This is a genomic window from Armatimonadota bacterium (assembly GCA_013314775.1).
Lineage (GTDB): Bacteria > Armatimonadota > Zipacnadia > Zipacnadales > JABUFB01 > JABUFB01.
Genome location: JABUFB010000018.1, coordinates 21,586 through 44,363, shown reverse-complemented (window position 1 = coordinate 44,363; position 22,778 = coordinate 21,586). Strand labels below are relative to the sequence as shown.

Genomic DNA, 22,778 nt, shown 5'->3' with positions numbered 1-22,778 from the left:
CCCGGCAGGGCTCGCAGGTCGCTCACGCCAACATCACTACACCGCGGAGACAGCCATGCAACCTACTGACGGCGAACTGCGGGCCGCAGAGCAGTGGGCGAACCGGGTTATTGGGGTGGACCTCGCAGGCCTGATCTTCTCTTTGGTCAGCGAAGGCACCTCACTGGAACCGGCGTCCCGTGAGCAGGCCGCGGTGTCAGAGGGCGACCCTGTGCGCAGCGAGACCATCCGCTACCACGACCCGTCTTCCGGTCTGGGAGTAGAGGTGGAGGCCCGCATCCACTCGGTTGCCTCATCGAGGGGCTCGCCGCCGATCGGGATCAAGATGGGTCTGGAGATGGTTATTCCCGAACTCGGGCCGTTTTGGTTATAACCCGGATACAAGCGAAAACCCCAGAATCAGGGGATTCTGGGGCTCTCAGAGCGATTCCCTATAACCAAATGCGAAATGGTTGGGGAATGGATGTACTTGGTAGCGCGGGCAGGATTCGAACCTGCGACCTCAAGGTTATGAGCCTTGCGAGCTACCTGACTGCTCCACCGCGCGTCAACGAACGATATTTTACCCGTTCGGGTCATTTCTGTCAACCTTTCCGCCGAGTCCACGGGTTCCGTTCCGCTTCGCTCCACTCCACCCGTGGCTGTAGGTTGCCGCCCGCTTCGCGGGCTGTGAGGCAAAAGGCCCACCAGCGAGATTCCAGTACCCTCGGGCCGGCTGAACTCATACGGAACAGAGAGCGCCTGAGCTCGGTAAGTCCAGGCACCCTCGGGCTGGCAATAAATGACGCGCAGACTGCTGCAAGACAGAAACGCATCCGCAAGCCAAGCGGAACCATGAAGCTGCAGATCGAGGCCGGCAAGCCTCTGAGGCTCGGCTCCGACGGCGGCTACGGCGCCGGCGTATTGTCTGGGGGCACGGCCAAGGCGCGGGGCCTGTCGGGGCGCCAACATTACTGGGAAACCGACGGCATCTTCTGGCTGGCACTGTTACTTACAAGACGCCGCGACCTGCGGACGTCCAGATTCACCACCTGACCTTTCAAACCCCTCTCCACTTCTCACTGCCAAGACGGACAACGGTCAGGCCCACCGGGGGAGAAAGACGCGCCTGGGGCACGTGCCTAAGGCCAGGGGAAGAAAGGCGCCTGGGTGCGGAAGATGCAGGATATCAGGGTCCAGAACGCGGCCATGGTGAACTCGCCGAAAATCAAGCCCAGGAAGATGGGGCGGGCCTTGCGGTAGCCTGTGATGCCGCCGTAACGGGTAATCACCGACTTGATCATCCAGGCCAGGAGCATAGGGAACCAGAAGACCGTGGTGGTCCAGGCGGCGCTCAATGCATAGCCAAGGGGGTTCAGGGGCCACCAGACGAAGTTCCGGCGCAGGATGTTCAGGGCGATGGATACCGCAATGCCCACGGCGGTCCAGATGCCCGCGGACCAGGTGAAGCTCTCCTGGCCGGTCATGAACGGGGCGTGCTCTCGCCAGAACTGGGTGGGGATGGAGCGGTACGTGTAAGAGTACATCGTGATCCCGCCGTAACGGTACGGGAGCCAGATGTGGAAGATGAAGCCCACCACAACGGCCGCCAGAATCGCGAACACGAACACGGGCAGAAGGGTGCGGCGGCGCACATGCAGGGCATCCCCCAGCTTCTGGCCGTCCAGGAAGCCGGTGAGGACCATGCCGCGCAGATCGCGAGTGAAGATGCAGTCGGTGAAAGCCAGGGCGGTGAGGTTCCGTGGGCCGAGGGTGCGCTTGTTGGCGAAGATGCCGATGACATCCAGCGGAGTGAAGGAGCCCTCGGTCATGGGCATGCCGGCCTCGGCGGTGCTGCGGGCCATGATGATTGACTGGACGAAGAGGTAGATGCCGAACTCCACCACGGCCACCCAGACAGACATGCCGGCAGCGCCGCAGTAGGCGATGATCCCGGCGAAAGCCACTGCCAGGACGGCGAGAGCGGTGGAGTATGGCATCAACTCGTGGCTGTCATCCCCCGAACCCGCTCCGGTTGCGGACAGGAGCATGGTCTTGATGCGCGGCCACGAGGTGTACAGCATGTAGGCGACAATGCCGAAGTAGGCCCCCACGGTCTGGTAACCCACGAACAGCTTCACCCCGGCATGGGGCATGCCCGACATGGTGGCGCCCAGGGAGGAAGCGATCAGTTCCTGCACCCGCGCAAGAAGGAAGAAGGACCACAGGCTCAGGAGAATCTCGCTGGGCAGCAGGTAGAAGAAGCCCACGGCGGCCATGGAAAAAAACATGGTGAAGTAGCCGAGATCGCTCCACGGCTTGCCCTTGAGATACTGGTTGATGCCCACCTGCAATGTGATGGAGGGGACCGCGGGGTAGATGCGGTTCAGGCCATTGAGCCCGAAGATCACCAGCGGGACGGCGAAACCGAGCCACATGAGCTTATTGCGCAGGAAATCGCGGCTGCCCTCCTGGCTGATCATCTCCAGGGGCAACTGGACAAGTGGAAAAGAAAGAAGCTCGTTGTCGGCCCAGAGGCGCTGCAGGAAGGCTGCGAGCGCAAGATACGCAGCGTAGACCAGGCCCACGAGGCCGAGCCAGGCGAGAGTTGGAAGGATCCAGGGCCTCCAGGGGATCGCCGCGCCGGGGCGCAGGCCTTCGAAGAACCCCACGGATACCTCCTGCAGAGGGCCCTGCTCCACGTCCCAGGGGACCATCCACTGCTTGACGTGGGGGAAGAACAGTTCCTCCCACTTGCTGGCGGGGTCGGCGTAGTAGTTCAGGCCAACCTGGACGGGAATGAGGTCCTCCAGAAGCCCGCGGGAGGTGATCATTGAGGACATCAGGATCATGCAGTAGATGACCACAAGCTCGGGGCCGGTAAAGGGGAGGTTGGGCGAGATGCGGCCCAGGAGCTTGTTCAGGACGGTGAAGATGAACAGGATGGCGATGAGAACCGGCGGAAGCTGGAGGAAGCCGATCTGGATGGTCCCGGTGACGAGCTCGGCCCACGCGACAATGAAAGACGTGGCGATCAGTGCGATGATTCCCGCGACCACGGCGCGGGGAGTGACGGCCCGGCGGAAGAGCGGCGCGGCCGGGGATTCGGTTGTGAGCTGATGGGATTCTCGCATGGACAAAGCCCGCCGACGAAGAATGCCCGCTGCGGCAGAAACCGTCGCAGCGGGCGTGGACTGCAATATTAGCCGATTTGGGCGGCGAGGAGCAAGGGCGGGTCGTCAGGGGTTGAGCTCGCCGGAAGCAGGTATGAGCACAGGTCAAGGGTGTGCTCGCCGTCCAGAGCACGGGACCCGTGACACTCGCCGCGCACACCCCACGGCTGGTGAAAGAGCGTTGCGGCAACTCCCGCAGCACACTCCCATTGGGCACAGGCACCGGGTCGGGCGCGATTCGAACCCGGATGCCAGTCCCCAAATGGAACGGCGGTCAGGTGCGGCGCAGGAGATAGATGGACGGCTGCATGCCGCCGATGTTGATGAGGGTGCGGGAGAGGAGCTCCAGTTCGGGCAAGGCATCCAGGCAGTCGAACATCAGGCGGCGCTCCAGGGAGAGGACGACCAGCAAACCGCCGGACTTCAGGACCCGGACGGCTTCAGCCAGAAAGCGCGGATACAGGCGGCGGTCCTGGCGGTGGGAACCCACGCGCCGGCCCCACGGTGGGTTGGTGATGATGCGGTCAATGCTGGCATCAGCCAGGGGCAGATACTGGGCATCGGCGAGCAGCAGACACGCACCCGCACCGGACAGAGTCTGGCCCGCGGATGCGAGAGCCGGCGGCCACCGGTCGGAGCCAATGAGGGTGGCCTGGGGCAGGCCGGGAGCGCGTTCGGCAAGGATCGTTCCCGTGCCGCACATGGGGTCGAGGACAACCTGTCCAGGCTGGGGATCGCTGAGAAGACACATCGCCCGGGCGACGGTGGGGCGCAAGGAGGCCACGCCCGACACCGCGGAACGGTTGGCCATGGCGTCCGTGGAAAGGCGCAAACCGAAGCACGCGTGGTTATCCGCGAGTTGCACGCCGATCTCAACGTCCGGGTGCTTCAGATTGGCCTTCCAGCCATACCTCGCCACAACCCCCGCGCCGGCCTCCCCCGCAAGCTGCAGCGAGTTGAAAGAGTGGCTGCCCGAACGGGTGGCGGTTATGCGAAATGTGGGCGGAGCTGACGGCTGGTGGATACGGGCATGGTGATCCAGGGCCTCGGAGAGATCGAGAGAAGCCAGGTAGTCGTGGATCGTGATGAGGGCAGACTCGTCGGTGGCAAGACCCGACAGCTCTCCCAGATGGACGAACAGGTCTTCGGCTAATCGCAGCGAGAGAAGTCGTTCCGGGTCTCGGGGCAGGTCGAAGACGACCCGGTCCGGGAAGATGGCGGTGATCCGGGCGTCCGGCGCCAGGCCCAAAAGCTCTTCCCGGGCGATGTCTGACAGTCCGGGGATCGTGGTGATGTAGAAGGGGGTCATAGCGGCTCCAGGACCGGACAGATAGGGCGGGTAGCGGTCAGTCTGTCTCACCCTCGCCTGCATCTTCGCCGGCGGCGTCCCGGCGGGTCCAGGAGAGAACCGTGGCATTCAGTTCGGCGAGTGTGCCGTCCTGGATGGCCTGGCGAATGCGGGCCATCAGGCGCTTGTAGAAGCGGATGTTATGCAGGCTGAGCAGGCGCCAGGCGGTGGCTTCCTGGATGCGGAACAGGTGATGGAGCCATGCGCGGGAGTAACGGGTGCAGGCGGGGCAGTCGCAGTCCTCTTCCAGGGGTCGCGGGTCTTCGCGGAAGCGCGCGTTCTTGATCTTCAGGGTGCCTGATGAGGTAAGAAGGCTGCCGTGCCGGGCCATGCGGGTGGGCAGAACGCAGTCGAACATGTCTACCCCGCGCATGACGCAACTGACGATGTCCGCAGGAGTGCCCACGCCCATGACGTAGCGCGGAGAGTGCTCGGGCAGAAGGGGCTCGCAGACCTCGACGGCCTGCAGCATCTGCTGCTTGCTCTCCCCAACCGACAGGCCGCCCAGCGCGTAACCGTCGAAACCCATCTCCACGGTGCGCCGGGCGCTTTCCGCGCGCAGGTCCGGGTACAGGCCGCCCTGAACGATACCGAAGAGGGCCTGGTTCGGATTGGCGTGGGCGTCTTTGGTGCGCTGGGCCCAGCGGAGGGTGCGTTCCATGGAGCGCTCAATATAACCACGATCCGCCGGGTATGGCGCGCACTCGTCGAAGGCCATAGCGATGTCGCTGCCCAGGTTGTTCTGTATCGCGATGGACTGCTCTGCAGTGAGCATGAGCTTCGAGCCATCAAGATGCGACCGGAACCGGACTCCCTCCTCGATGATGTCTTTGGGCTGGGCGAGGGAGAAGACCTGGAAGCCGCCGCTGTCAGTCAGAATCCCGCCGGGCCATTGCATGAAGTCATGCAGCCCGCCGAGATTGTAGACGATCTCATCGCCCGGGCGCTGCCACAGGTGGTAGGCATTGCAGCAGAGCATCTGGACGCCAAGCTGCTCGATGTCTGCGGTGTCGCAGGCGCGGACCACGGCGAGACTGGCGCAGGGCATGAACAAAGGGGTGCGCACGGTGGCATGGGCCAGCCGAAGTTCGCCCAGGCGGGCGCGAGATGCATTGTCTTTTGCGAGAAGGGTGAAATGCATCGGGCACTCCGTGGCGGAAATCAGAGGATAAGCATACAGTCGCCGTAGCTGTAGAAGCGGTAGCCGCTCTGGACCGCGTGACTGTATGCGGATAGAATGCGCTCTCGCCCCGCAAATGCCGAGACCAACATCAGCAAGCTGGAGCGCGGGAGGTGGAAATTGGTGAGCAGGGCGTCGATGATCTGAAACTGATAGCCCGGGTAGATGAACAGGTTGGTGAGGCCTTTTCCGGGTGAAACACGGCCGGACGATGCCCAGCTCTCCAGGGCGCGAACCACCGTGGTGCCGACCGCGATGACCCGGCCGCCTTGGGCGCGAGTGGCATTGACCGCTTCTGCAGTCTGGTCGGGGATCGAGCACCACTCACTGTGGATCTCGTGCTCTTCCACAGTATCGACGCTGACCGGTTGAAAGGTACCCAGGCCAACGTGCAGGGTGACATGGGCGATGGCTGCGCCGGCCGATTCTACTGCGGCGAGGGTGGGGGCGTCGAAATGCAGTCCCGCGGTGGGTGCTGCAACGGCTCCCGGTTGGGCCGCATAGACCGTCTGGTATCGGGCACGATCCTCCGGGCGTGGCTCCGCGCGCTTGATGTACGGCGGCAGCGGAGTCTGGCCGACTTGGTCGAGAATGTCTTCGAGAGGCTCGTCGCAGGACAGCCGCAGGACCCGCAGGCCGCCCGGCAGCGCCTCCACGACACGGGCGTTCAGGCGGCCATCGCCGAACTCTGCGGTCTGTCCGGGTCTCATGCGGGCAGCCGGCCGGACCAGGGCTTCCCACAGGTCGGGTTCCAGGGGCCGCAGAAGCAGGGCCTCCACCCGGCCCCCGCTTGAGCGACGGCCGATAAGCCGGGCAGGAATGACCCGGGTGTCATTCAGAACCAGCAGATCGCCGGGGCGCAGGAACTCCGGCAGGTCGCGGAACGCCCTGTCGCTGGGCGGCTCGGAGCCGGTGCGTGCCAGAACGAGCATGCGCGATGCCGAGCGCTCAGGCAGGGGCTCCTGGGCGATGCTTTCGGGTGGAAGGTGGTAGTCGAAAAGACTGACGTCCATGGCCGATGTCGAATACCCGGGTAGGATGGATGCCATCCAGTGTAGCCCATCCGCGCGCTTGCGTACAGGAGGATATGGCCGCTGGGGTGCGTTTCCTTCCTCCCGCTTGCGGGAACAGATATCGCGTGGAGAAGCGTTTGTATTCAGGCCGGGGTAGACTCGCCCTCCGGCGACCGTAGGCGTTCCTAGAAGAGGAAAGGTCACGAGACATGAAGCGATCATTGCTCTCGTTGTACTGGGCCCTGCCCTTGCTCATTGTACTGCTCTGCTTGCCCTCCGGCTGCGGGAAGAAGCAGCCTGACCCCGAGACGGCACAGACTGAGCAGCCGGCGCCTGACGCCAAGTCGGATGCAGAAGAGACGCCGGAAGAGGATCCGATGGCGGAACAGAAAGAGGATCTTGCCAAGGCTCAGGCGGAGGCGGTCAAGAACGCGGGGAAGACTGCCGCAAGTGAGGATATCGACGAAGCGCTGGGCTCCATCGAGCAGCTCAAAGGCCTGCTGGCCACCGATGACCCCGATATGGCGGCGGATGTTGCCAAGATCCTTGTGGGCGTTGTGGCGGGGCAGAGCGGCGAAGATCCGCGAGTGCGCGCGGCGGCGGTGGAGGCTCTGTCGACCCAGGCCGACGCCTTTGCCGATGTGCTCATCGCAGCCTCCGGGGACGCGAACCCCATTGTCCGCGATGCGGCGATTCTGGCTCTGGGGCGAAGCGCCAAGGGCTCCCAGGGCGAGCGGCGCCTCAAGGAACTTCTGGCCAGCGCTGACCCAGACGTGCGTGATCTGGCGAAGCGGGCACTTTCCGCGGTTGGACGGGGCGGGGACGTTGGGGAAGTCGCGACACTCGTGGCGCAACTGGGCAAGCGTGAGAATGACCAGTCGGCGCAGGCGGCGATCAAGCTCAAGCTCATGGGCGAGGCCGCGCTGCCTGAACTCGAGCGAGCCGTCCGGTCAGGGCGAGATGGCCGGCAACGACACGCAGCGACCATGTGCGTCGCCCTGATCTGCGCGGGTACGAACCCTTCCCAGGAGAAATTTGCCAAGTCCGTGAAGTCGGTCAAGAAGGGTGAGCAGCGGGGCAATCCGTCGAATCTCAAGGGACTGCCGATACTAATCGATGCCCTCAAGGACCCGGAACCGATGGTGCGAGAGATCGCGGCACAGGGCCTTGGCTACCTGGGTTCCGAGAAAGCGGCTCGCCCGCTGGCGGAAGCGCTGAAAGATGAAGACGTCCACGTACGAAGGCGCGCCGCATCGGCCCTGATCACTACTCCCGCATCGTCCGTGGTGAAGGATGTTATCCAGACCGGACTATATGACAAAGACGAGACCGTCCGGCGTTTCGCTGTGGAGGCGTTGGGCTGCATCGGTGGCCCGGAGGTCGTGAAGGCGTTGATCGTGGCATCCAGGGACGAGTCCCCCGAAGTGCGCCGGCACGCCGCCGTACAACTGGGACGGACCAGTGGGCCGGAAGCCCTGGACGCACTTATCGCACTGTATGAGGATGCCAAGAAGCGCGAACTGGCTGCCGAGACATTGGAGGAGAAATCGCAGGAGCAGGATGTGCGCTGGGCAGCGGTGCAGGCCGTGGCCGACATGCGAGATCGGCGGAGCACGAAGATGCTCGTGGCAGCGCTGGATGACCCGGTGCCGCAGGTAGCGAACGCGGCTGAGACCGGCCTGCAGAAGCTGGGCATCGCCAAGCGCCGACTGCCCGGAGCGGACTAACGCGGCGAAGTCTTATGGGCTTGCGACGGGGACGGGCCTGAGAACAGGCCCGTCCCCGTTTTCTTTTTCCTCCCCAAAGGCGGACGGCTTTTTTCCCCACGCCCTCTTCTCCACCCTCGCGTTGCGGGACCGGAACCAGGGGAGAAGGGGCTACGGCACCGGGACGCACACCAGTTCCCCAGTCTTCGTGGCCAGGACTGATAAGGCCTCGGGGTCGCCGGGAACTGCGGCCAGATCCAGGACGGGCATCTCTCTCGGCAGTACGGCGAGCAGGGCGCCATCCGTGGGCTCCAGCGCCACCAGCTTCCCGTCGCGAGTGGCGGCCAGGAGCCGGTTGTTCGCCCCGGCCTTCGCAAGAGCGAGACCATCCACTTCAGAACCGAGGTCCCGGCGCCACAGAATGTTGCCAGACTGGTCGAGAGCGTAGACGTTGAAGCTCATCGAGGCGACCAGGAGCTCGTCCAGACCGTCGCCGTTGATATCACAGGCCTCGACTGCAGTGACCTCATCGCCGGTGTTGAACAGCCAGCGCAATTTCCCGTCCGGGTTGAGCACGTGGACGTTCCCGTCTGCTCCTCCGAAAATGGAGCACAGGCCGCCCGCGGCGTCGAGTTTCGCGGCAGCGGCGACGTTGGCATGGGGGCCACCCTTGGTCGAGTAGGAGAAGAGCCGCTTGCCGTCGGGCCTGACCACATGCCACCAGTAATACTCCGTGGCGCAGATCACCTCGTCCTTGCCGTCCCCATCAACATCCGCGGCTGCGCCGGCAGTGGAGCCGTGAACGCTCTCATAGCGCCAGATCTCCCTGCCGTCCCGGTCGATGGCATGGAAATGCCAGTTGTCGGACCCGGCAATGGCCACCTGCTCGCCATTGCCCGCGAGGTCGGCCGGAAAGACGCAGCGGATATGGCCGACGCGCTTGTAGTAGGGGGCCTGGAAGCGCCAGAGCTCCACTCCGTCCGGGGAGATGGCGGTGACCGCGCCGCCCATGCTGCCGGCGATAACGGTGGGGTTGCTGGGGCCCTCGAACTCCACGGTGGTGACGTCATTGACCTGGCCGCCGGTGTCCACCGACCAGAGCTTCGCACCCGATGCGTCGAAAGCGTAGACCGAGCCATCGGAGGAGCCGGCGATGATTTCGCTCGTTCCGTCACCGTTGAGATCCGCCAGTTTCAGCGCCCGGAAGGAGTGCACAGGAGCGGCGCGCTTGCGGAGGGTCTCATAGTCGATCTCCAGGCCGGGGCGGTTGCCGTAGACTTCGAGTTCGGCGAGGTAAATCGCGGTTCCCGGGCGCGGGGTGAGAGTGATGCGCAGGCGCTTCGCGGAGGCTGTCAGGCCTGGGAAGTCGTAGGTCTGTGGCCCGTAACCGGGAGCTCCCCAGTTGCCATGGTCATCGGTGTCCTGGACCTGGAGGACCGGCTGCAGGTCGGCTTCCTCGTCGGTTGCGGCGGCGAAGACATCGACCGCGCCGATCTGAAAGAGCTTCTTCCTGCTGGAAGAGGTGGCAAACCAGGCCTTGAGATTGACACGACTGATGTCATACACGTTGTCGAAGGTCATGTCGAGAGTGACAGGCTGGTCATCGCCCCACATGGTGCCGCCGGACGCGGTCAGCAGTTGGCCGTCGAAAAGGTTCGAGGGGCGATTCTCGCCCTGAACCCCGCTGAAGACATTGGCGGACAGAGGCTCGGGCGAGACTGTGAACTGCATCCCTGCATCTACGGCGGCGAAGGAGCCGGCGTTGTTGGTAATTATGTAGGAATCCAGGCGGTCGCGGTGGGACCACGCGACACGAAGTTCACCGGGCGCTCTCAGTTCGGAGGTCTCGGCCGCAGCAGCGGCTGGCGCCCGGGCGATGCGCGAGTTGATATATGCGGTGAGCGGCTGGTCCATCCCGTTGCCCACTCTGCGCTCCGTGGGCTGGCCGAGGATCCCCGCAGTCTTCACGCAGGGGTCGATCATGAGCGACATGCCGGTCATGAGATTGACCTCAGCGTCGATGCCTTCCGGGCGATCGAGGGTCATATCGTCGGACTGGACATGAGTGGCGCCCACGGTGAACAGACGTGAGGGGGTGAGCATGGCGATATCGGCCTGGATGTCCACACCGTCGATGATAGGGTAGTCTTCCCCGCCGCCGACGTGGACGATGGCAGGGTCGGATAGGCCGGTAACGGCGACAGTATTGTCACCCAGCCTCACGAGCCGGGCCGGGGATGGCTCTTCACCGGAAGCATGGAGCAGAGAGAAGAGGGTGATCTGTTGGCCCTCCCGGAGGGTGCAGTCTCGCACGCCCCGCAGGACACGGACCACCGGCTCCTTGATGAAGGGGTAGCCGGACCAGTTCTTCCCGTAATCGGGGTCATCATGTAGCAGAAGGTGGCAATCGGGCGTCATGGCGATGCGGGCATGCTGGCCATCCTGCTCTATGTCCAGACCATTTTCGGCGATTTCCACGGTTCCGATGGTATTCCAGACCACGCGGAAGCTGTAGTTGCCCGCCTGCCGGGCGACCATGCGATCCGCGACCAGGAAGTACCCGCCCTTGAGCCAGATGATGTTGCGGTGCCAGTCCACTCCAGAGTAGTCGAGGTAAGTAGTGGTCGTCGCGCCGAACTGGGGTAGCTCGGTGGAATGTTGCAGATGCACGAAATCCGGTATGGGCGCGGTTTGGCCGTCGCGGAGGATCAGGACGCCGTTGTGATACTTGGGCAGGGAGAGGATGTAGTCGGCGTCGGCGAGCCAGATGCGGCCGTTTTCGGTCCAGCGGGAGATGGAGTTGCCGTCAAGATGTTTGTGTCCGCCGTTGCTGAGGCCGTCGAGAAGAAGATACTGATCGTCGGGGTCGAACCCGTTACGGAAGACCACCTTGTCTGCGGCACTCTCCCGGGGCAGACGCGCGGGACCGCCCCAGCTCTCAAAATAGAAGGGATCAACGGGCCAAACGCGGGTGCCCACGAGGTCATTCGGCTGCTTCCCTTCAAGGGAGACGGCGAATTGGCCCAGGGCATAGCGGCCGCTAAGGGCGGTCTTCTTGTCCAGAACCCACGCCCAGCGGGGATCGCGGTAGTACCAGATGGCGCCGGCCAGGAAGGGCATCTCGCTCCACCAGCCGGTGAAGGCCCCGGTGTCGCCGTAGGTAACAGAGTAGCCGAGGTTATCCATGGACAGCACGGCATAGTCGGCGCAGCGGCGCGCGTTACCGTTTTCGAAGAACGTGAAGTCGGGCTTCGAAAGGGCGTAGCGCATCAGGTGATACAGGGTCAGCCACTGATAGCCGTTGCAGTCCTCGTGGGGCTTGAATGCCTCTGCCTGGAACTCGAAGGCGGCAGCGGCGATGTCCAGCCAGGCATTGGCTTCGGCGGCGTGGTAGTACTTGCGGAAGTACTCACCCGCGTACAGCAGGCCCAGGGCGGGGAAGGTCTGATGGTTATGGCGGACGTGGGTGCTGCCGACAACGCTGTTCGCAGAAGGGACACCCTCGTCGGAGACCCACTGGAAGAGAATGCGGGCGACATCGAGGCGGTCCTGATCGGTGAGTGCCGGGCTTTCCTCGACCTGGTCCCACATGGGCAGCACCGCGTGAATCTGGAAGTCCGAATCCATTCCCCACGGGCCGCCGAAAGTGGTGGGCTTCGTGTCCCAGTGGGATTTCGCGCGGCGCACGAGCCAGACGAAGGCGGTGGCGTAGGCGTCTTTGCGACTCTCGGCGTATAGCTGCCCGACGGAGGCAATCTGGCCGAAGAGACCGGTGTGGGCTCCCTCTTCGAGTGCCTTTTCGGCCCGCTGCTTCTGACTCTCCAGGTAGTTGTCGGCGGGACTCTCGGTGAGTCGCGACTGCAGGCGTTCGCGAGCCGCTCCGGCTAGCTTCACCTGGAAGACCGGTGGGACCACACCGCTGTCAGGGATGGCCGCGATCAGGGCCGCGATCCCTTGACGGGCCCCGGCGATAGTGCTCGCTCCGACCAGCAGAACGTTCTTGCCGGTCCCCCAGGGGTCATGAATGGACTGGGTCACAAAACCGTCCGGACCGGGGTAGTAGTCATCGGCGTATGTGTAACCATGGGAATACAGGTAGAGCAGGCGCGGGTTGTTGGAGACCGCGCCGAGCGCGATGACCTGGGAGGCTTCAAGGTCCTCGGGCTGAACAGCGGCGGCGGGCTTCAGGGGAAAGTCGACCCCGAGCTTGTCACGCAAAGAACCGCGCAGTTCGGCGGCCAGCGCGGCCCAGTCGTCGCCGTCCGGGTACAGGATGAATGCGTTGGGCTGGTTGTCTTTGAGGAGCGGCGTGTCGAGGTACAGCGGCTTGGGCTCTTTCACTTCCAGGAAGGCACGCATGTTGCTTTTCACCAGCCGGACGTTGTCGATGAAAATGTTGAAAGGAGCGTCCTTGGCGGAAGTGCCGATGATGAACTCCAGGCGGGTGATCTCGTCGCGATTGGGGCTCTCAGCGACAGCGTTCTCCCAGGAGAAGCCAGCCATGGAGATACCCGGCTGGAGTTGGATGGTGACCTTTTCATTGTCGCGAAGAGGTGCGTTCCAGTTACTCCAGCTAAGAGCGTTCTTGTTGGCGGTGTCATACCCCCGAGCATAGAGCGCACGGGTATTGGCGGCCTGGGTGGTCCAAACGTCGAACACCAGGGCATGCCCGGTGACATCAATGGGCTCGGGCAGCTTCACCGAGACGCCCGCGTAGGTATTGCCCCGGGGTTCGGGGACGGACTTGCTGGCCAGACTCAGGCTGGATTTTCCCTGTGAGATGAACTGAGGGTCCGTGTTGAGAGAAAGGGCGATGTCACGGCCTTTTTCGGCGAAGGTGATCGAGAGGCCTTCGTCGGTTTCGAAGCCGGTAACCAGGATCGACTCCTGGGCACCGGCCGAAATGCAGAGAAGAAGGGCCAAGGAAAGCATGGGGGTAGGCAGGGCGGCAGGGCGACGCATGGCGACGTACCTCGAAGGCAAGATGACCCGACAGAAGGGTATTCGCCGGGAGGGGAAGACCTTCCTTGGCAGAACATGGCGAGAGAGGACAGCCCGGCAGCGTGCCACACCAGGCCCCGCCTGGGATGCTCCATGGATAGAGCACTGATTCGAGGAAGCAGTGGCACCCGTCGCTGACCGGACAGGGACGCCGAGAGGTCGATAGGAAGATGCGCGGAATAACAGGCATGGGCGCGGAGAGGACGAATTATGGCTGGTGACTCCGGATGAATGTGATCGTGATAGTGTCGGACACGTGCCGAAAGGATCACCTTGGCTGCTATGGAAATGAGTGGATGCACACGGAGAACCTGGACGCCCTTGCGGCTGAATCGGTGATCTTCGAAAACTGCCTGCTGGGGTCGTTCCCGACCCTCCCTCACAGGGCAGACTGCTTCCTGGGGCGCTACGGGTTTCCGTTCTACGGCTGGGGACCGATGCCGAAGGACATCCCGTCGCTGGCGGAAGTGCTGACAAAGAACGGTTATGTGACCCAGATTATCCACGATACGCCGCATATCGCCAGCCGGGACCACTTCTACCATCGGGGCTTTCAGGGGCAGCACTGGAACCGGGGGCAGGAAGGGGACTGCTGCTTCACGCGGGCCAATGATGAGCCGGGCCTGCAGATGGAGTGGTCCGCGGACAAAGACCGATACGACGAGCGGGAGTTCCGCAACCACACGTTGCAGCGACTGGATCATCCGGGGGAAATGGGGCATCATTCCGCGCGCACGGCCCTGGATGTGTGCCGGTGGCTGGAGACCAATTACAGGGCGGATCGGTTCTTCCTGTGGGTGGATATGTTCGACCCCCACGAGCCGTGGGATGCTCCCGACTGGTTCACCCAACTATACTTCCCCGGCGAGCCCAATGGCGAGAAGGTCCGACACCCCCGGTACGACACTACGGAGTACCTCAACGAGGATGAACTGAACTGGCTGCACGCGGCATACTGTGGCGAGTTGACGCTAGTGGACAAGTGGATCGGGGCAATCGTGACGAAGGTGCGGGAACTGGGCCTGCTGGAGGACACGGCAATCATCTTCACGTCCGACCACGGCTTCTACCTCGGGGAGCATGGGCGTACCGGGAAGAGCGCCACGGGTGGGCCACCGTGGCCAATGTACCGGGAGATCGTGGATGAGCCACTGCTGATTAGACTGCCTGACGGACCGCGCGGGGTGAGAGTGGACCCGCTTGTGCAGGCGGTGGATCTGCGGCCGACAATCCTGGATCTGTGCGGGGTAGAAGACGAGGCGCGCGGGCACGGGAAAAGCCTGGGGCCGATCCTCGACGGGCAGAAGGTGCGACTGCGGGAGATCGCCATATCCGCGGCGCGGACCCACGACCGGCAGAGGCCAGGAGCGCGGGCGACGATCACCCATGAGGACGGCTGGGCGCTGATCCTGGGCACTCCGGAACAGGAACCCGAACTATACAACCTGAACCAGGACCCGCGGCAGGAGAAGAACGTCTGTGAGGACAACCGCGTGATGGCGCTGGAGATTGCGGCGATGTTCCGGGCAGCGATGAGTTTCATCGGCGCGGGTGAAGAGATCACGCGGCAGTGGGTGCTTTGAGGGGATAGACAAGGGCGAACGCCCAGACAGAGAACTGCGCAAAGGCCGCGCCCAGCATGGCCCGGAGCCCCAAGCTCATGGACCAGGCCGTGATCGCCGCGAAAACCGAGACCGAGAAGGAGCGCGTGCGGCTATCTTGGGTGGGCATATTGGATCGCATGGCGGACACCCGCCGCAAGTGTCACGAGCTGCGTGCGAAGCCCAGGACAGCTCCCATGACCGAAAGAGCGCGCAGGATCGCGGCCAGGTGGACGGTCCGCGCGTCTTTGGCGAAAGTCGGCACGAGTGTCGAGACACACCCGGCGAGGGCCGGCATCAGGCGGCTGGGCATGCGGGACAAATCTTGATGGTAAGCGCGAATTGCCCCGCGCAAGCGGACCTACTCGCGATCCCCTGCCCCTGACGCGGCCACCCCTGCCACCTGGGCAGTGTGCCTGCACAGCCACCGGCCCGGGCAGTGGTCACAGGCGACCTCACGGCGGGAGAAGTCGCCCTGCCAGATGCCTCGGACCGCAACCCTCGCCGAATCCAGAGCGCTATCCATCAGGTCCGTCACCGGCCCCAGGTCCGGCGTCTGGATACCGTCTCGGGACAGATAGACCAGCCGCGCGCTCTCCGGGACCACACCCCTCGCTTGCAGGACCGCGTGGCAATAAAGACCAAGCTGAACCCGGTACTGCCTGTCCTTTGCCATGTCTTCGCGACCGGTCTTGTAATCCAGCAGGTGGAGTTTCCCGTCCTCGGTCTCCACCAGCGCGTCGATTTTCCCTTCCACCACCACCTGTAGACCGTCGACATCGATCAGGGTAGTCAGGCCCACTTCGGACCGCAGGCGGCTGCTGGAAGTGAACAGCGCCTTGTACAGGTCGTGATCCAGGAACTGCTGAACCTGCCGGCGGATAACCTGGCGCTCTTCGGCTGCGCGCTTATCGAGAAGTGTGTCCATGTAGAGCATGTCGGCATCGGGGGGCACGAGGCGGTCCAGCTCCGGGAGCCCCTCGGTGCCCACGAGCTGCAGGACCCGGTGCACCACGGTGCCCAGCTCCACGGAGTTCAGGCGCGAGGAATCAGATCCGCTGCCGAAGGCCGGCGCACCGGCAGGCAGCCCCAGTCTCGTCTGCAACTCGTACAGCCGCGGGCAGTGGCAGTACTGGGACAGTTCCGTCGCTGTGAAGTGCGCCTGGCCTGTGGCTGCCGGAGAGATGGCGGCGATGCGCCGCGCGAGGGTCCTCGTATCGGGAACCTTCGCGGTTGGCTGCGCAGACGGGGAGGCCTCGTACGTTGCCTCGCCGGCCGCGAGGCCCTCGACCTTTATGAGTGACCCATTGTCCCAGCGGCGGAGGGTCTCCTGTGGCGGGTTCCCCGCGTCCATCCAAAGGCAGCCCGGCAGCGCCTCATTGATCCAACCGAGAGGGCCTTTCTCGGCGTCCTTGGACATGCCGCCATCCTTATTCACGAACGCCACCCCCGACAGGATCAGCAGGTCCTGGGCGCGGGTTGCGGCCACATAGAAAAGCCGGCGGTTTTCGGCGTCTTCTTCGGCCTTATTGCGGTTGTCGATCTGCCTTCCAAGCGCCGGCCAGTAGCTGTCGCCGTTTTCCTGCTTTCTCAGGCGAGTGGTCTTCACCACAAGGCCGAAGTCCCGGTGGTGGCGGTACGGCAGTGAAAAGCCGCCGCCCGGCTTGCGGCACAGATCCGGCACAACCACCACCGGCCACTGGAGCCCTTTGGCGGAGTGGTAGGTGATGAGCTTGATGCAGTCGCCCGCCTCCTCTTCGATAGGCGCCTGTCCCTCACGCACCTCGTCGGTGGTCATCCGCCGGATGTGCTCCACGAAGTCCCTCAGGCTCCCCCGACCCTGGGTCTTCTGTCCGGCCTCGAACTCCCCGGCAAGCTCCACCAGCTTGCGCACATTGGAGACCATCTGGCGGCCGCCGAACTGTCCCGCGAGCACCGCCGTGAACCCCGTGCGGTCCACAATGCGCTGCACCAGAGCCGAGAGCGGCAGACGGTTCTTGTGGTCATGGAAGTCCTGGAGAATCTTGAACGCACGGATGACAAGTTCTTTCTGGTCCGGGTCGACCAACTGCTCCGGTCCGGGTTCCCCGCTCTCTCTCGAACCGATCGCCGCCGTGCGAAGGCGGTTCATCCATGATCCGACGCGTATCTGCCCCAGCCGATACAGGGTCTCGTCGGACAAACCGAACATGGGCGAGCGCAGGGCGCCCACCAGGGCGATGTCATCCAGCTCATTCTCGATGGCCCGCAGGACATTGGCAACATCCTGAACTTCCTGGGCGGCGAAGAACCCGCGCCCCACCACGAGATAATAGGGCAAGCCCGCATCCCGCAATGCTTGCTCGTACAAGGCCACGTCCTTCATGGCTCGGAACAGAATCGCGATGTCCCCCGGCCTGATCGGCTCCCACGGCGCATCTTCGCCCTTCTCGTGTTGCACCCGGAAGTCGCCGGACTGCAGCAGTTCCACCAGCCTGCCCGCAATCCACCTGGCTTCCCGGGTACGGAGGGATGTGGTGTCGATCTCCTCCCCCTCGTCACTGTCGTTCCCCGCTGATTCCCCGCGGGAGCCTTTTTGCTCGGTGAGCAGGTGAATCTCCAGCGGCGTCTGGTCCGCAGGATTGCCCCGGACCGCCTGCATCTTCGCATAGGTGGCCTCCCAGAGATTTTCGGCCTCCTCACCCATTACGGCCGGGTGCGCGAACAGCTCATTGAAGACACCGATGAGTCCCTGGGTCGAGCGGAAGTTGCGGGTCAGCTCATCCACCCGCGATGCTCCACTGAGCATCTCCCGGCGGGTCGCGTTGAAGACCGTGACGTCGGCATTACGAAAGCGATAGATGGACTGTTTCGCATCGCCCACCACGAACAGGCGCACGCCCTTTTCGGGCAATGCGACGGGGTTCGCGGGGTCATAGGGCTCCCCGGTGACGAGGGGCCAGAGCACCTGTTTCTGGAGGGTGTTCGTGTCCTGGAACTCGTCGATCATCACATGCCGAAGGCCCCGGCGAGTGCGTTCGAGCGCCTCTGGGTGCTCCTGCCAGAGCCACCGCGTGCGCTCCATGAGGTCCTCGAAATCCAGCGCGGAGGCTTCGTCCTTTGCCTGCGCATACGCTCCGATGGCCGCCTTCACCTCGGCCACCAGGGCGCAAGTTAGCCTGGCGCAGGCGCGGTCGTCCTCTGTCTGTGACTGGAGTGTTTCGATCTCCGCGGCGGTCGTCTGCAGAAGGCCTTCCTTGTTCAGAAACAGTCGCAGCGCCGCTCTCATCTCCGCCAGTGCCGTGCCCCAGACTCCCGCCGCTCCCGCATTGCCAACGGCCCCGACTGCCCGGGTGCTTTCGGCCAGAGCAACGACCGCTTGCGCGATGGCCTCGGGACCTGCCTCCAGGGTCCAGTTGAGAAGACCGCTCTTGTCGATGCACTGTGCCACTGCGATGCGTTTGCGTTCCAGTGCATCGGTCGCCGGCTTTTGGGGCTCCTGCTTCGCGGTCACGATCGCCATCGCGTCGACCCACTCATCGCTTTCGAGCATCCCGTGGAGCCGCTCTGCGAGGTACTGGCGCCCGAGCTCCTGCCAATGTCCTAGCAACGCTTCCTCCGTGTCGTAGCGCGTGTCGGCCAGCACGGCCTCCACCTGTACCCGGTCCTGTACCAGTTTCGTGATATGGCTGACCGCCTCGTCATACCCCAGCGCCACCACGAGACTGTCTGCTGTTGGCTCCTTGCCCAGGCGAGAAAGCAGCGTCCGCCGAACCACGTCATCCAACAGGATGCGTGAATCAATCTCGTCCAGCACGGCAAAGTCCGGGTCGAGGCCCGCCGCCAGAGAGTTCTCCCGCAACAGCCGGGCGCACAGCGCGTGGATGGTGCTGATGGGTGCGGTCTCAATCTCGTGTAAGAGCCCCTCCCAGTCATCTGCCGAAAGGTCTCGGGCATCGCGCGCTTCGACCGCCTTTTCCCGACACTTCTCCCGCAGCCTGGCTTTCATCTCGGCCGCGGCCTTATCGGTGAACGTGACCGCCACCAGTTGGGAGGGCCGCAGTCCCGCCCGGAGCAGCTCGAAGTAATGCCCCACAAGCACCGTGGTCTTCCCCGCGCCCGCGCCTGCTCCGAGGAACTGGTGCCTGTCGGTGTTCGCCATGATCTCCTGCCGCAGGGCGTTGGTGTCCATTTCCGGCGTCACTTGCGGAGTGCGCTCGATCATCACTGCTCCCTCCCCGGTGTGGATGAAGTGCCTATCAACGAACCCGCTCGACATATGCTGCGGAAGTCGCAGTAGCGGCAGGGCCGCAGGGACTCGTTGGGGACAGGCGCGAATCTGCCCGCGCGGATGTCCGCGACGTACTGCGCAATCTTCCTCTTCGCCTCTTCCACGATCTCGTCCAGCATACGCGCCGTTTCCTCACCGGCTTTGCCCATCACCACGCTGGTCCAACCCACGGGACGCGTGACCCGGTAGTACCCCCACAGGTGGCAGTCATCCGTCTCATTCGGATACAGCTGTCTCACGGCCAGCGCGTAGACGGGAAGCTGCAGGTCGGCCCCTGCGCGTACGAGGTTCGCCGATACACCTGTGCCGGTCTTGTAGTCCCAGATCACCCAGTAGCGCCTGCCCTCGTACTCAGTCAGGTCCACCCGGTCGATGCGGCCTCGCAGCTTCACCGGTTCGCAGTCCGGGGGCGTAACCACAAACTCCCCGTTCTTGCCGAAAACCGCCTCCACTGCCCTCACTTGCCGTGGTGGCGACCACGTCCGCCTCCTGCCCTGTTCCCCGGCATTGCGTTCGGCCTCGAACTCCAGCAGGGCGAGAAGGTCCTCCTCCAGCCGTTCCATCGCCCGCGCCCAGACCTGGGCCGCGCCGCGTGCCAGGGAATCCAGTTCGCTGCCCACAGCCGCGACGCATTGGGACAGCGCGGCTTTCGCTGTGCACAGGTTCTCCGCCGTGATCGGCTTGCAGTCATCATTCCCGATGGTCCGCGGGCCGAAAAACCTGGCCAGGATGCGGTGCGCGACAAGCCCCAGATCGCGCCGGTCGATGGCCTCCATCGGTTCCGTGGGGGCCTCCAGGCCCAGCACTCTCTCCAGGAAGAAGCGCATTGGGCACCCTGCATAGGTGTTGAGCTGGCTCACCGAATACGTGTGTTCGGGGCCGTAGCGTTCGTCCAGCTCGGTAAGAATCGCCTGATCTTTGAGGACCCCGCAGAAAGGCCCGTCACCCTGGGAACGCAAGGCCTCGACCAGCGCGAGCCTCCGGACCTGCGCAAGGGCCGGTAGTTCGTCGGGCGGCACGATGTTTTCGGCGAAGTTGATCAGGCCCTGGAGACTGGCTCCTGCGTGCGGCCGCTGGATCGCTTCCAGGAGCTCAGGGTAGTTGGCGACTTCGTCCGGCCCGGCGATGACTTCGGACTGCCGCCGGGTGGTGATTATCCTTGCCGCCAACTCCGAATCACCGGCAAGTTTCCAGTGTCGGAGGACCTCGTCTACGTACGACGACCGCAGCACCGGGGCACCATTGGCTTCGGAGAGCGGATAGGACAGCCAGACCTCTCCTTCGGCAGCCGCCAGCGCCGCGTAGAGCAGGTGCTCGTCATCATGCCGGTCTCCCAGGCGCGGGCGAAGGCCGGGCAGGTCCTGCTGCAGTCTCTCGCGTTCCGCATCCCCGTAGAACACATCCTGCCGGGGGCGCGCCGGGAACAACCCGTCGCGCAGGCCGGGAACGAACACGGTGTCGAAACGCTCGAGCGCCGCCTGGGAGGCCTCAAGCACCTGCACCCCGCAGCGCCGGTGGCGATTGCCGGGCAAGCGTGCAGACCCGCAGGCGTCGCGGATGCACGCGGCGAACTGGGCCACACCCACCTCGCCTGTGATCCGGAGCACTTCCGGGGCTTCCGTGATCTCCCTCAGGATCGTCGACAAGCCATCGAGCCCCTGCAAATCCAAAGCCACGCGACTTGCATCGCCTTTTTCGGCTGAATCAATGATGCCCAGGGCCTTGATGATCTCCCCGAAGGCCAGCGACGCGCCAGACAGAGATTTGGCAGTGGCCAGCGGCCGCAGCAGATCGTCCAGGGCATCCACCAGATTCACCGCTCTCTCGACCTGCTCGAGTGCCGCGTCGAGGGCTCCAAGGGTGCGCAACCGGTCGCCGTCTTCATCCTCCAGCACCCGCAGCTGATCTTCGCTTTCCGGGACGATGCCCAGGGCATCTTCGAGTGCGCGCCGGCGTCTCCGTTCCTCCCCCAACCGGTGACCAAGGCGGTTGAGCGCCGCCTTCCACTGCCTGGCCGGGGTGTCGTCATCCCCACCGCCGACAATCCCGGCCTCCATGGCCAGACGCTCCAATCGCTGCGCCCGCACCTTCCCGTACTTGCTGTCTTTCGGACTGACATAGCCGTTGTTCAGGAGCTTGATCACGTCCTGGCGCCGCCACCTGCCAACTACCACATCCAGGATGTCCAGCGCCGCCTGTACCGCCGGGACTGAAGACAGCCGCGGTCCCCGCGCGAAATCCGCGGGGACGCCGTACCACTCGAGAGCCTGGTGAAGGGCCGTATCGTAGCCCGTATCCCAGGAGCGCAGCACAATCGCGATGCGATTGGGTGGCAGGTCTGGATTTTCGGCCAGTTGCAGCTTGATGCGGCGCGCGATCTCTCGACACTCGCCCACCGTCCCGCCGGCGACTTCCAGCACCTTCACCGTTCCGTCAGCCTGGGCAAGCCCGGCAGGGTCGAGGGAGAAGACGCGCGCGCGCAGGTGGTCCAGGTCCGTTGCGGGTTCAGGCTCGGAGAGGGTGTCCGGGCGCATCTCAGCATGCATGGCATCGGCCAGCCAGTTGCGGGTTGCCGCCGCGCGCGGCGTCATCTGCTCCCGGCAAGGATCCAGCCACAGCCGCAATTCGATGCGCTCCAGCCAGTTCCCCAGTTCCTCCAGCATCCGGGTCTGGGTGGTGGTGAACTCCTGGAACCCGTCCAGCAGGAGCACCCGCAAATCCTCCAGCGGCCGCCGCTTGCCATTCTCCAGCAGGTCAAGTGCGTTCCAGAAGAGGCCCGGCTCGTCATACAGGGCCAGTTCCTGCAGGCGGTCCTGGTAACGCGCGAAAACCAGCGAGACGGCCTGGTTCGCGGGGTGGCCTGGAACGGCCTTCGACACCAGTTCGGGCAGATCATCGGAGGACACCCCGCCGCGCTTCAGCTCATCGAGGAGGTTGCAGATTGCGCCGATGGTGCCTTTGCACGTGTGAGTGGCCCGCAGGTATTCCAGCTCCGGCTCCTGCGCCAGTTCCGCCAGAACATCCGCCACAAGCAGTTCCCGCTGGGTCGCCGTGAGCTGCCGCGATGAGGTGTGGTTTGCCACTAGCAGCGCGTCCGCAAGTTGTGGGAAGGTCATGATGCGCGGGTCCAGGAGAGCCCCGGCATTGCTTCCGGATACCACAAGCCTCCGGGCGATCTCAGCGGCCGCCTGGGTCGGCGTGAGGAGAGCGACACCGTCGCTCCCGAGACGCGCGGCTTCGGCCCGGTATGTCTCAACCAGGCCCCCTTCGAGACCGCTGCGTGTTGTCAAATGGACGATCCACTGTGCGGGCATGTACTCCTCCCATTCCGGCAGGAATCGGTCCTGCAGGAGTATATAGTGCGAGCAAAGGCGGTGCGTGACAGGCCTGGCGATCTTTCTGTTCAGGGAAACACCGGCCGTGGTATCGCAAGCCGGCGCGAGCGGACCCGCTGGAGGCGCCCGGCAGGTTCCGCGGCGACTGCCTGCCCCCGGGCAAACCCTCGCC

13 protein-coding genes and 1 tRNA gene are annotated in these 22,778 nt (G+C 64.2%); 4 read left to right on the top strand and 10 right to left on the bottom strand.

Going from position 1 to position 22,778, the window contains the following annotated elements:
* Positions 1-55: 55 nt before the first annotated feature.
* The gene (locus HPY44_20345) at positions 56-373 is read left to right on the top strand and encodes a hypothetical protein (GenBank protein ID NSW58365.1); all 318 of its coding nucleotides are present in this window, start codon (positions 56-58) and stop codon (positions 371-373) included.
* A 97-nt stretch (positions 374-470) separates the two neighbouring features.
* Here the strand turns inward: HPY44_20345 and HPY44_20340 are convergent.
* A tRNA-Met gene (locus HPY44_20340) sits at positions 471-547 on the bottom strand.
* 287 nt (positions 548-834) lie between these two features.
* Between HPY44_20340 and HPY44_20335 the strand changes: the two genes are divergently transcribed.
* Complete coding sequence (locus HPY44_20335) at positions 835-1,035, top strand: hypothetical protein (protein ID NSW58364.1); 201 nt, start codon at positions 835-837, stop codon at positions 1,033-1,035.
* An 86-nt stretch (positions 1,036-1,121) separates the two neighbouring features.
* On the opposite strand, the gene HPY44_20330 is transcribed toward HPY44_20335, so the two are convergent.
* From HPY44_20330 to queA, 4 genes are all read right to left on the bottom strand, one after another.
* Positions 1,122-3,113: a hypothetical protein gene (locus HPY44_20330; protein NSW58363.1), complete on the bottom strand. Its 1,992-nt coding sequence runs from the start codon at positions 3,111-3,113 to the stop codon at positions 1,122-1,124.
* Between the two features lie 313 nt (positions 3,114-3,426).
* Entirely contained in the window at positions 3,427-4,512 is a 1,086-nt protein-coding gene (locus HPY44_20325) for a methyltransferase (GenBank protein NSW58362.1), read from the bottom strand.
* Positions 4,499-5,641: a tRNA guanosine(34) transglycosylase Tgt gene (gene tgt / locus HPY44_20320; protein ID NSW58361.1), complete on the bottom strand. Its 1,143-nt coding sequence runs from the start codon at positions 5,639-5,641 to the stop codon at positions 4,499-4,501. Before tgt ends, HPY44_20325 begins: the two co-directional genes overlap by 14 nt.
* A 20-nt stretch (positions 5,642-5,661) precedes the next feature.
* Complete coding sequence (gene queA / locus HPY44_20315; GenBank protein ID NSW58360.1) at positions 5,662-6,693, bottom strand: tRNA preQ1(34) S-adenosylmethionine ribosyltransferase-isomerase QueA; 1,032 nt, start codon at positions 6,691-6,693, stop codon at positions 5,662-5,664.
* Between the two features lie 209 nt (positions 6,694-6,902).
* On the opposite strand from queA, the gene HPY44_20310 reads away from it, so the two are divergent.
* Complete coding sequence (locus tag HPY44_20310) at positions 6,903-8,420, top strand: HEAT repeat domain-containing protein (protein NSW58359.1); 1,518 nt, start codon at positions 6,903-6,905, stop codon at positions 8,418-8,420.
* A gap of 150 nt (positions 8,421-8,570) precedes the next feature.
* On the opposite strand, the gene HPY44_20305 is transcribed toward HPY44_20310, so the two are convergent.
* The gene (locus HPY44_20305) at positions 8,571-13,361 is read right to left on the bottom strand and encodes a PQQ-binding-like beta-propeller repeat protein (GenBank protein ID NSW58358.1); all 4,791 of its coding nucleotides are present in this window, start codon (positions 13,359-13,361) and stop codon (positions 8,571-8,573) included.
* Positions 13,362-13,627: 266 nt separating this feature from the next.
* Here HPY44_20305 and HPY44_20300 point away from each other — a divergent pair, with 266 nt between their 5' ends.
* On the top strand, positions 13,628-14,983 hold the full coding sequence (locus tag HPY44_20300; GenBank protein NSW58357.1) for a sulfatase: 1,356 nt from the start codon (positions 13,628-13,630) through the stop codon (positions 14,981-14,983).
* Here HPY44_20300 and HPY44_20295 read toward each other — a convergent pair.
* Genes HPY44_20295 through HPY44_20280 form a run of 4 tightly spaced genes read right to left on the bottom strand, consistent with a single transcriptional unit; the run spans position 14,961 to position 22,585 of the window.
* Positions 14,961-15,143, bottom strand: a complete 183-nt coding sequence (locus tag HPY44_20295; GenBank protein ID NSW58356.1) for a hypothetical protein — start codon at positions 15,141-15,143, stop codon at positions 14,961-14,963. The genes HPY44_20300 and HPY44_20295 overlap by 23 nt on opposite strands.
* A 21-nt stretch (positions 15,144-15,164) precedes the next feature.
* Positions 15,165-15,314 (bottom strand): hypothetical protein, encoded by a 150-nt coding sequence (locus tag HPY44_20290; protein NSW58355.1) that lies wholly within the window; start codon positions 15,312-15,314, stop codon positions 15,165-15,167.
* Between the two features lie 48 nt (positions 15,315-15,362).
* Positions 15,363-19,205: a UvrD-helicase domain-containing protein gene (locus tag HPY44_20285; GenBank protein NSW58354.1), complete on the bottom strand. Its 3,843-nt coding sequence runs from the start codon at positions 19,203-19,205 to the stop codon at positions 15,363-15,365.
* The gene (locus HPY44_20280; GenBank protein NSW58353.1) at positions 19,205-22,585 is read right to left on the bottom strand and encodes a PD-(D/E)XK nuclease family protein; all 3,381 of its coding nucleotides are present in this window, start codon (positions 22,583-22,585) and stop codon (positions 19,205-19,207) included. Before HPY44_20280 ends, HPY44_20285 begins: the two co-directional genes overlap by 1 nt.
* Positions 22,586-22,778 lie beyond the last annotated feature (193 nt).

Excerpts from the sequence above, each read along its gene's own strand:
- HPY44_20345 (NSW58365.1), top strand. The coding sequence starts at position 56 with ATGCAACCTACTGACGGCGAACTGCGGGCCGCAGAGCAGTGGGCGAAC.
- HPY44_20335 (NSW58364.1), top strand. The coding sequence starts at position 835 with ATGAAGCTGCAGATCGAGGCCGGCAAGCCTCTGAGGCTCGGCTCCGAC.
- HPY44_20330 (NSW58363.1), bottom strand. The coding sequence starts at position 3,113 with ATGCGAGAATCCCATCAGCTCACAACCGAATCCCCGGCCGCGCCGCTC.
- tgt (NSW58361.1), bottom strand. The coding sequence starts at position 5,641 with ATGCATTTCACCCTTCTCGCAAAAGACAATGCATCTCGCGCCCGCCTG.
- queA (NSW58360.1), bottom strand. The coding sequence starts at position 6,693 with ATGGACGTCAGTCTTTTCGACTACCACCTTCCACCCGAAAGCATCGCC.
- HPY44_20310 (NSW58359.1), top strand. The coding sequence starts at position 6,903 with ATGAAGCGATCATTGCTCTCGTTGTACTGGGCCCTGCCCTTGCTCATT.
- HPY44_20305 (NSW58358.1), bottom strand. The coding sequence starts at position 13,361 with ATGCGTCGCCCTGCCGCCCTGCCTACCCCCATGCTTTCCTTGGCCCTT.
- HPY44_20300 (NSW58357.1), top strand. The coding sequence starts at position 13,628 with ATGAATGTGATCGTGATAGTGTCGGACACGTGCCGAAAGGATCACCTT.
- HPY44_20295 (NSW58356.1), bottom strand. The coding sequence starts at position 15,143 with ATGCGATCCAATATGCCCACCCAAGATAGCCGCACGCGCTCCTTCTCG.
- HPY44_20290 (NSW58355.1), bottom strand. The coding sequence starts at position 15,314 with ATGCCCAGCCGCCTGATGCCGGCCCTCGCCGGGTGTGTCTCGACACTC.
- HPY44_20285 (NSW58354.1), bottom strand. The coding sequence starts at position 19,205 with ATGATCGAGCGCACTCCGCAAGTGACGCCGGAAATGGACACCAACGCC.
- HPY44_20280 (NSW58353.1), bottom strand. The coding sequence starts at position 22,585 with ATGCCCGCACAGTGGATCGTCCATTTGACAACACGCAGCGGTCTCGAA.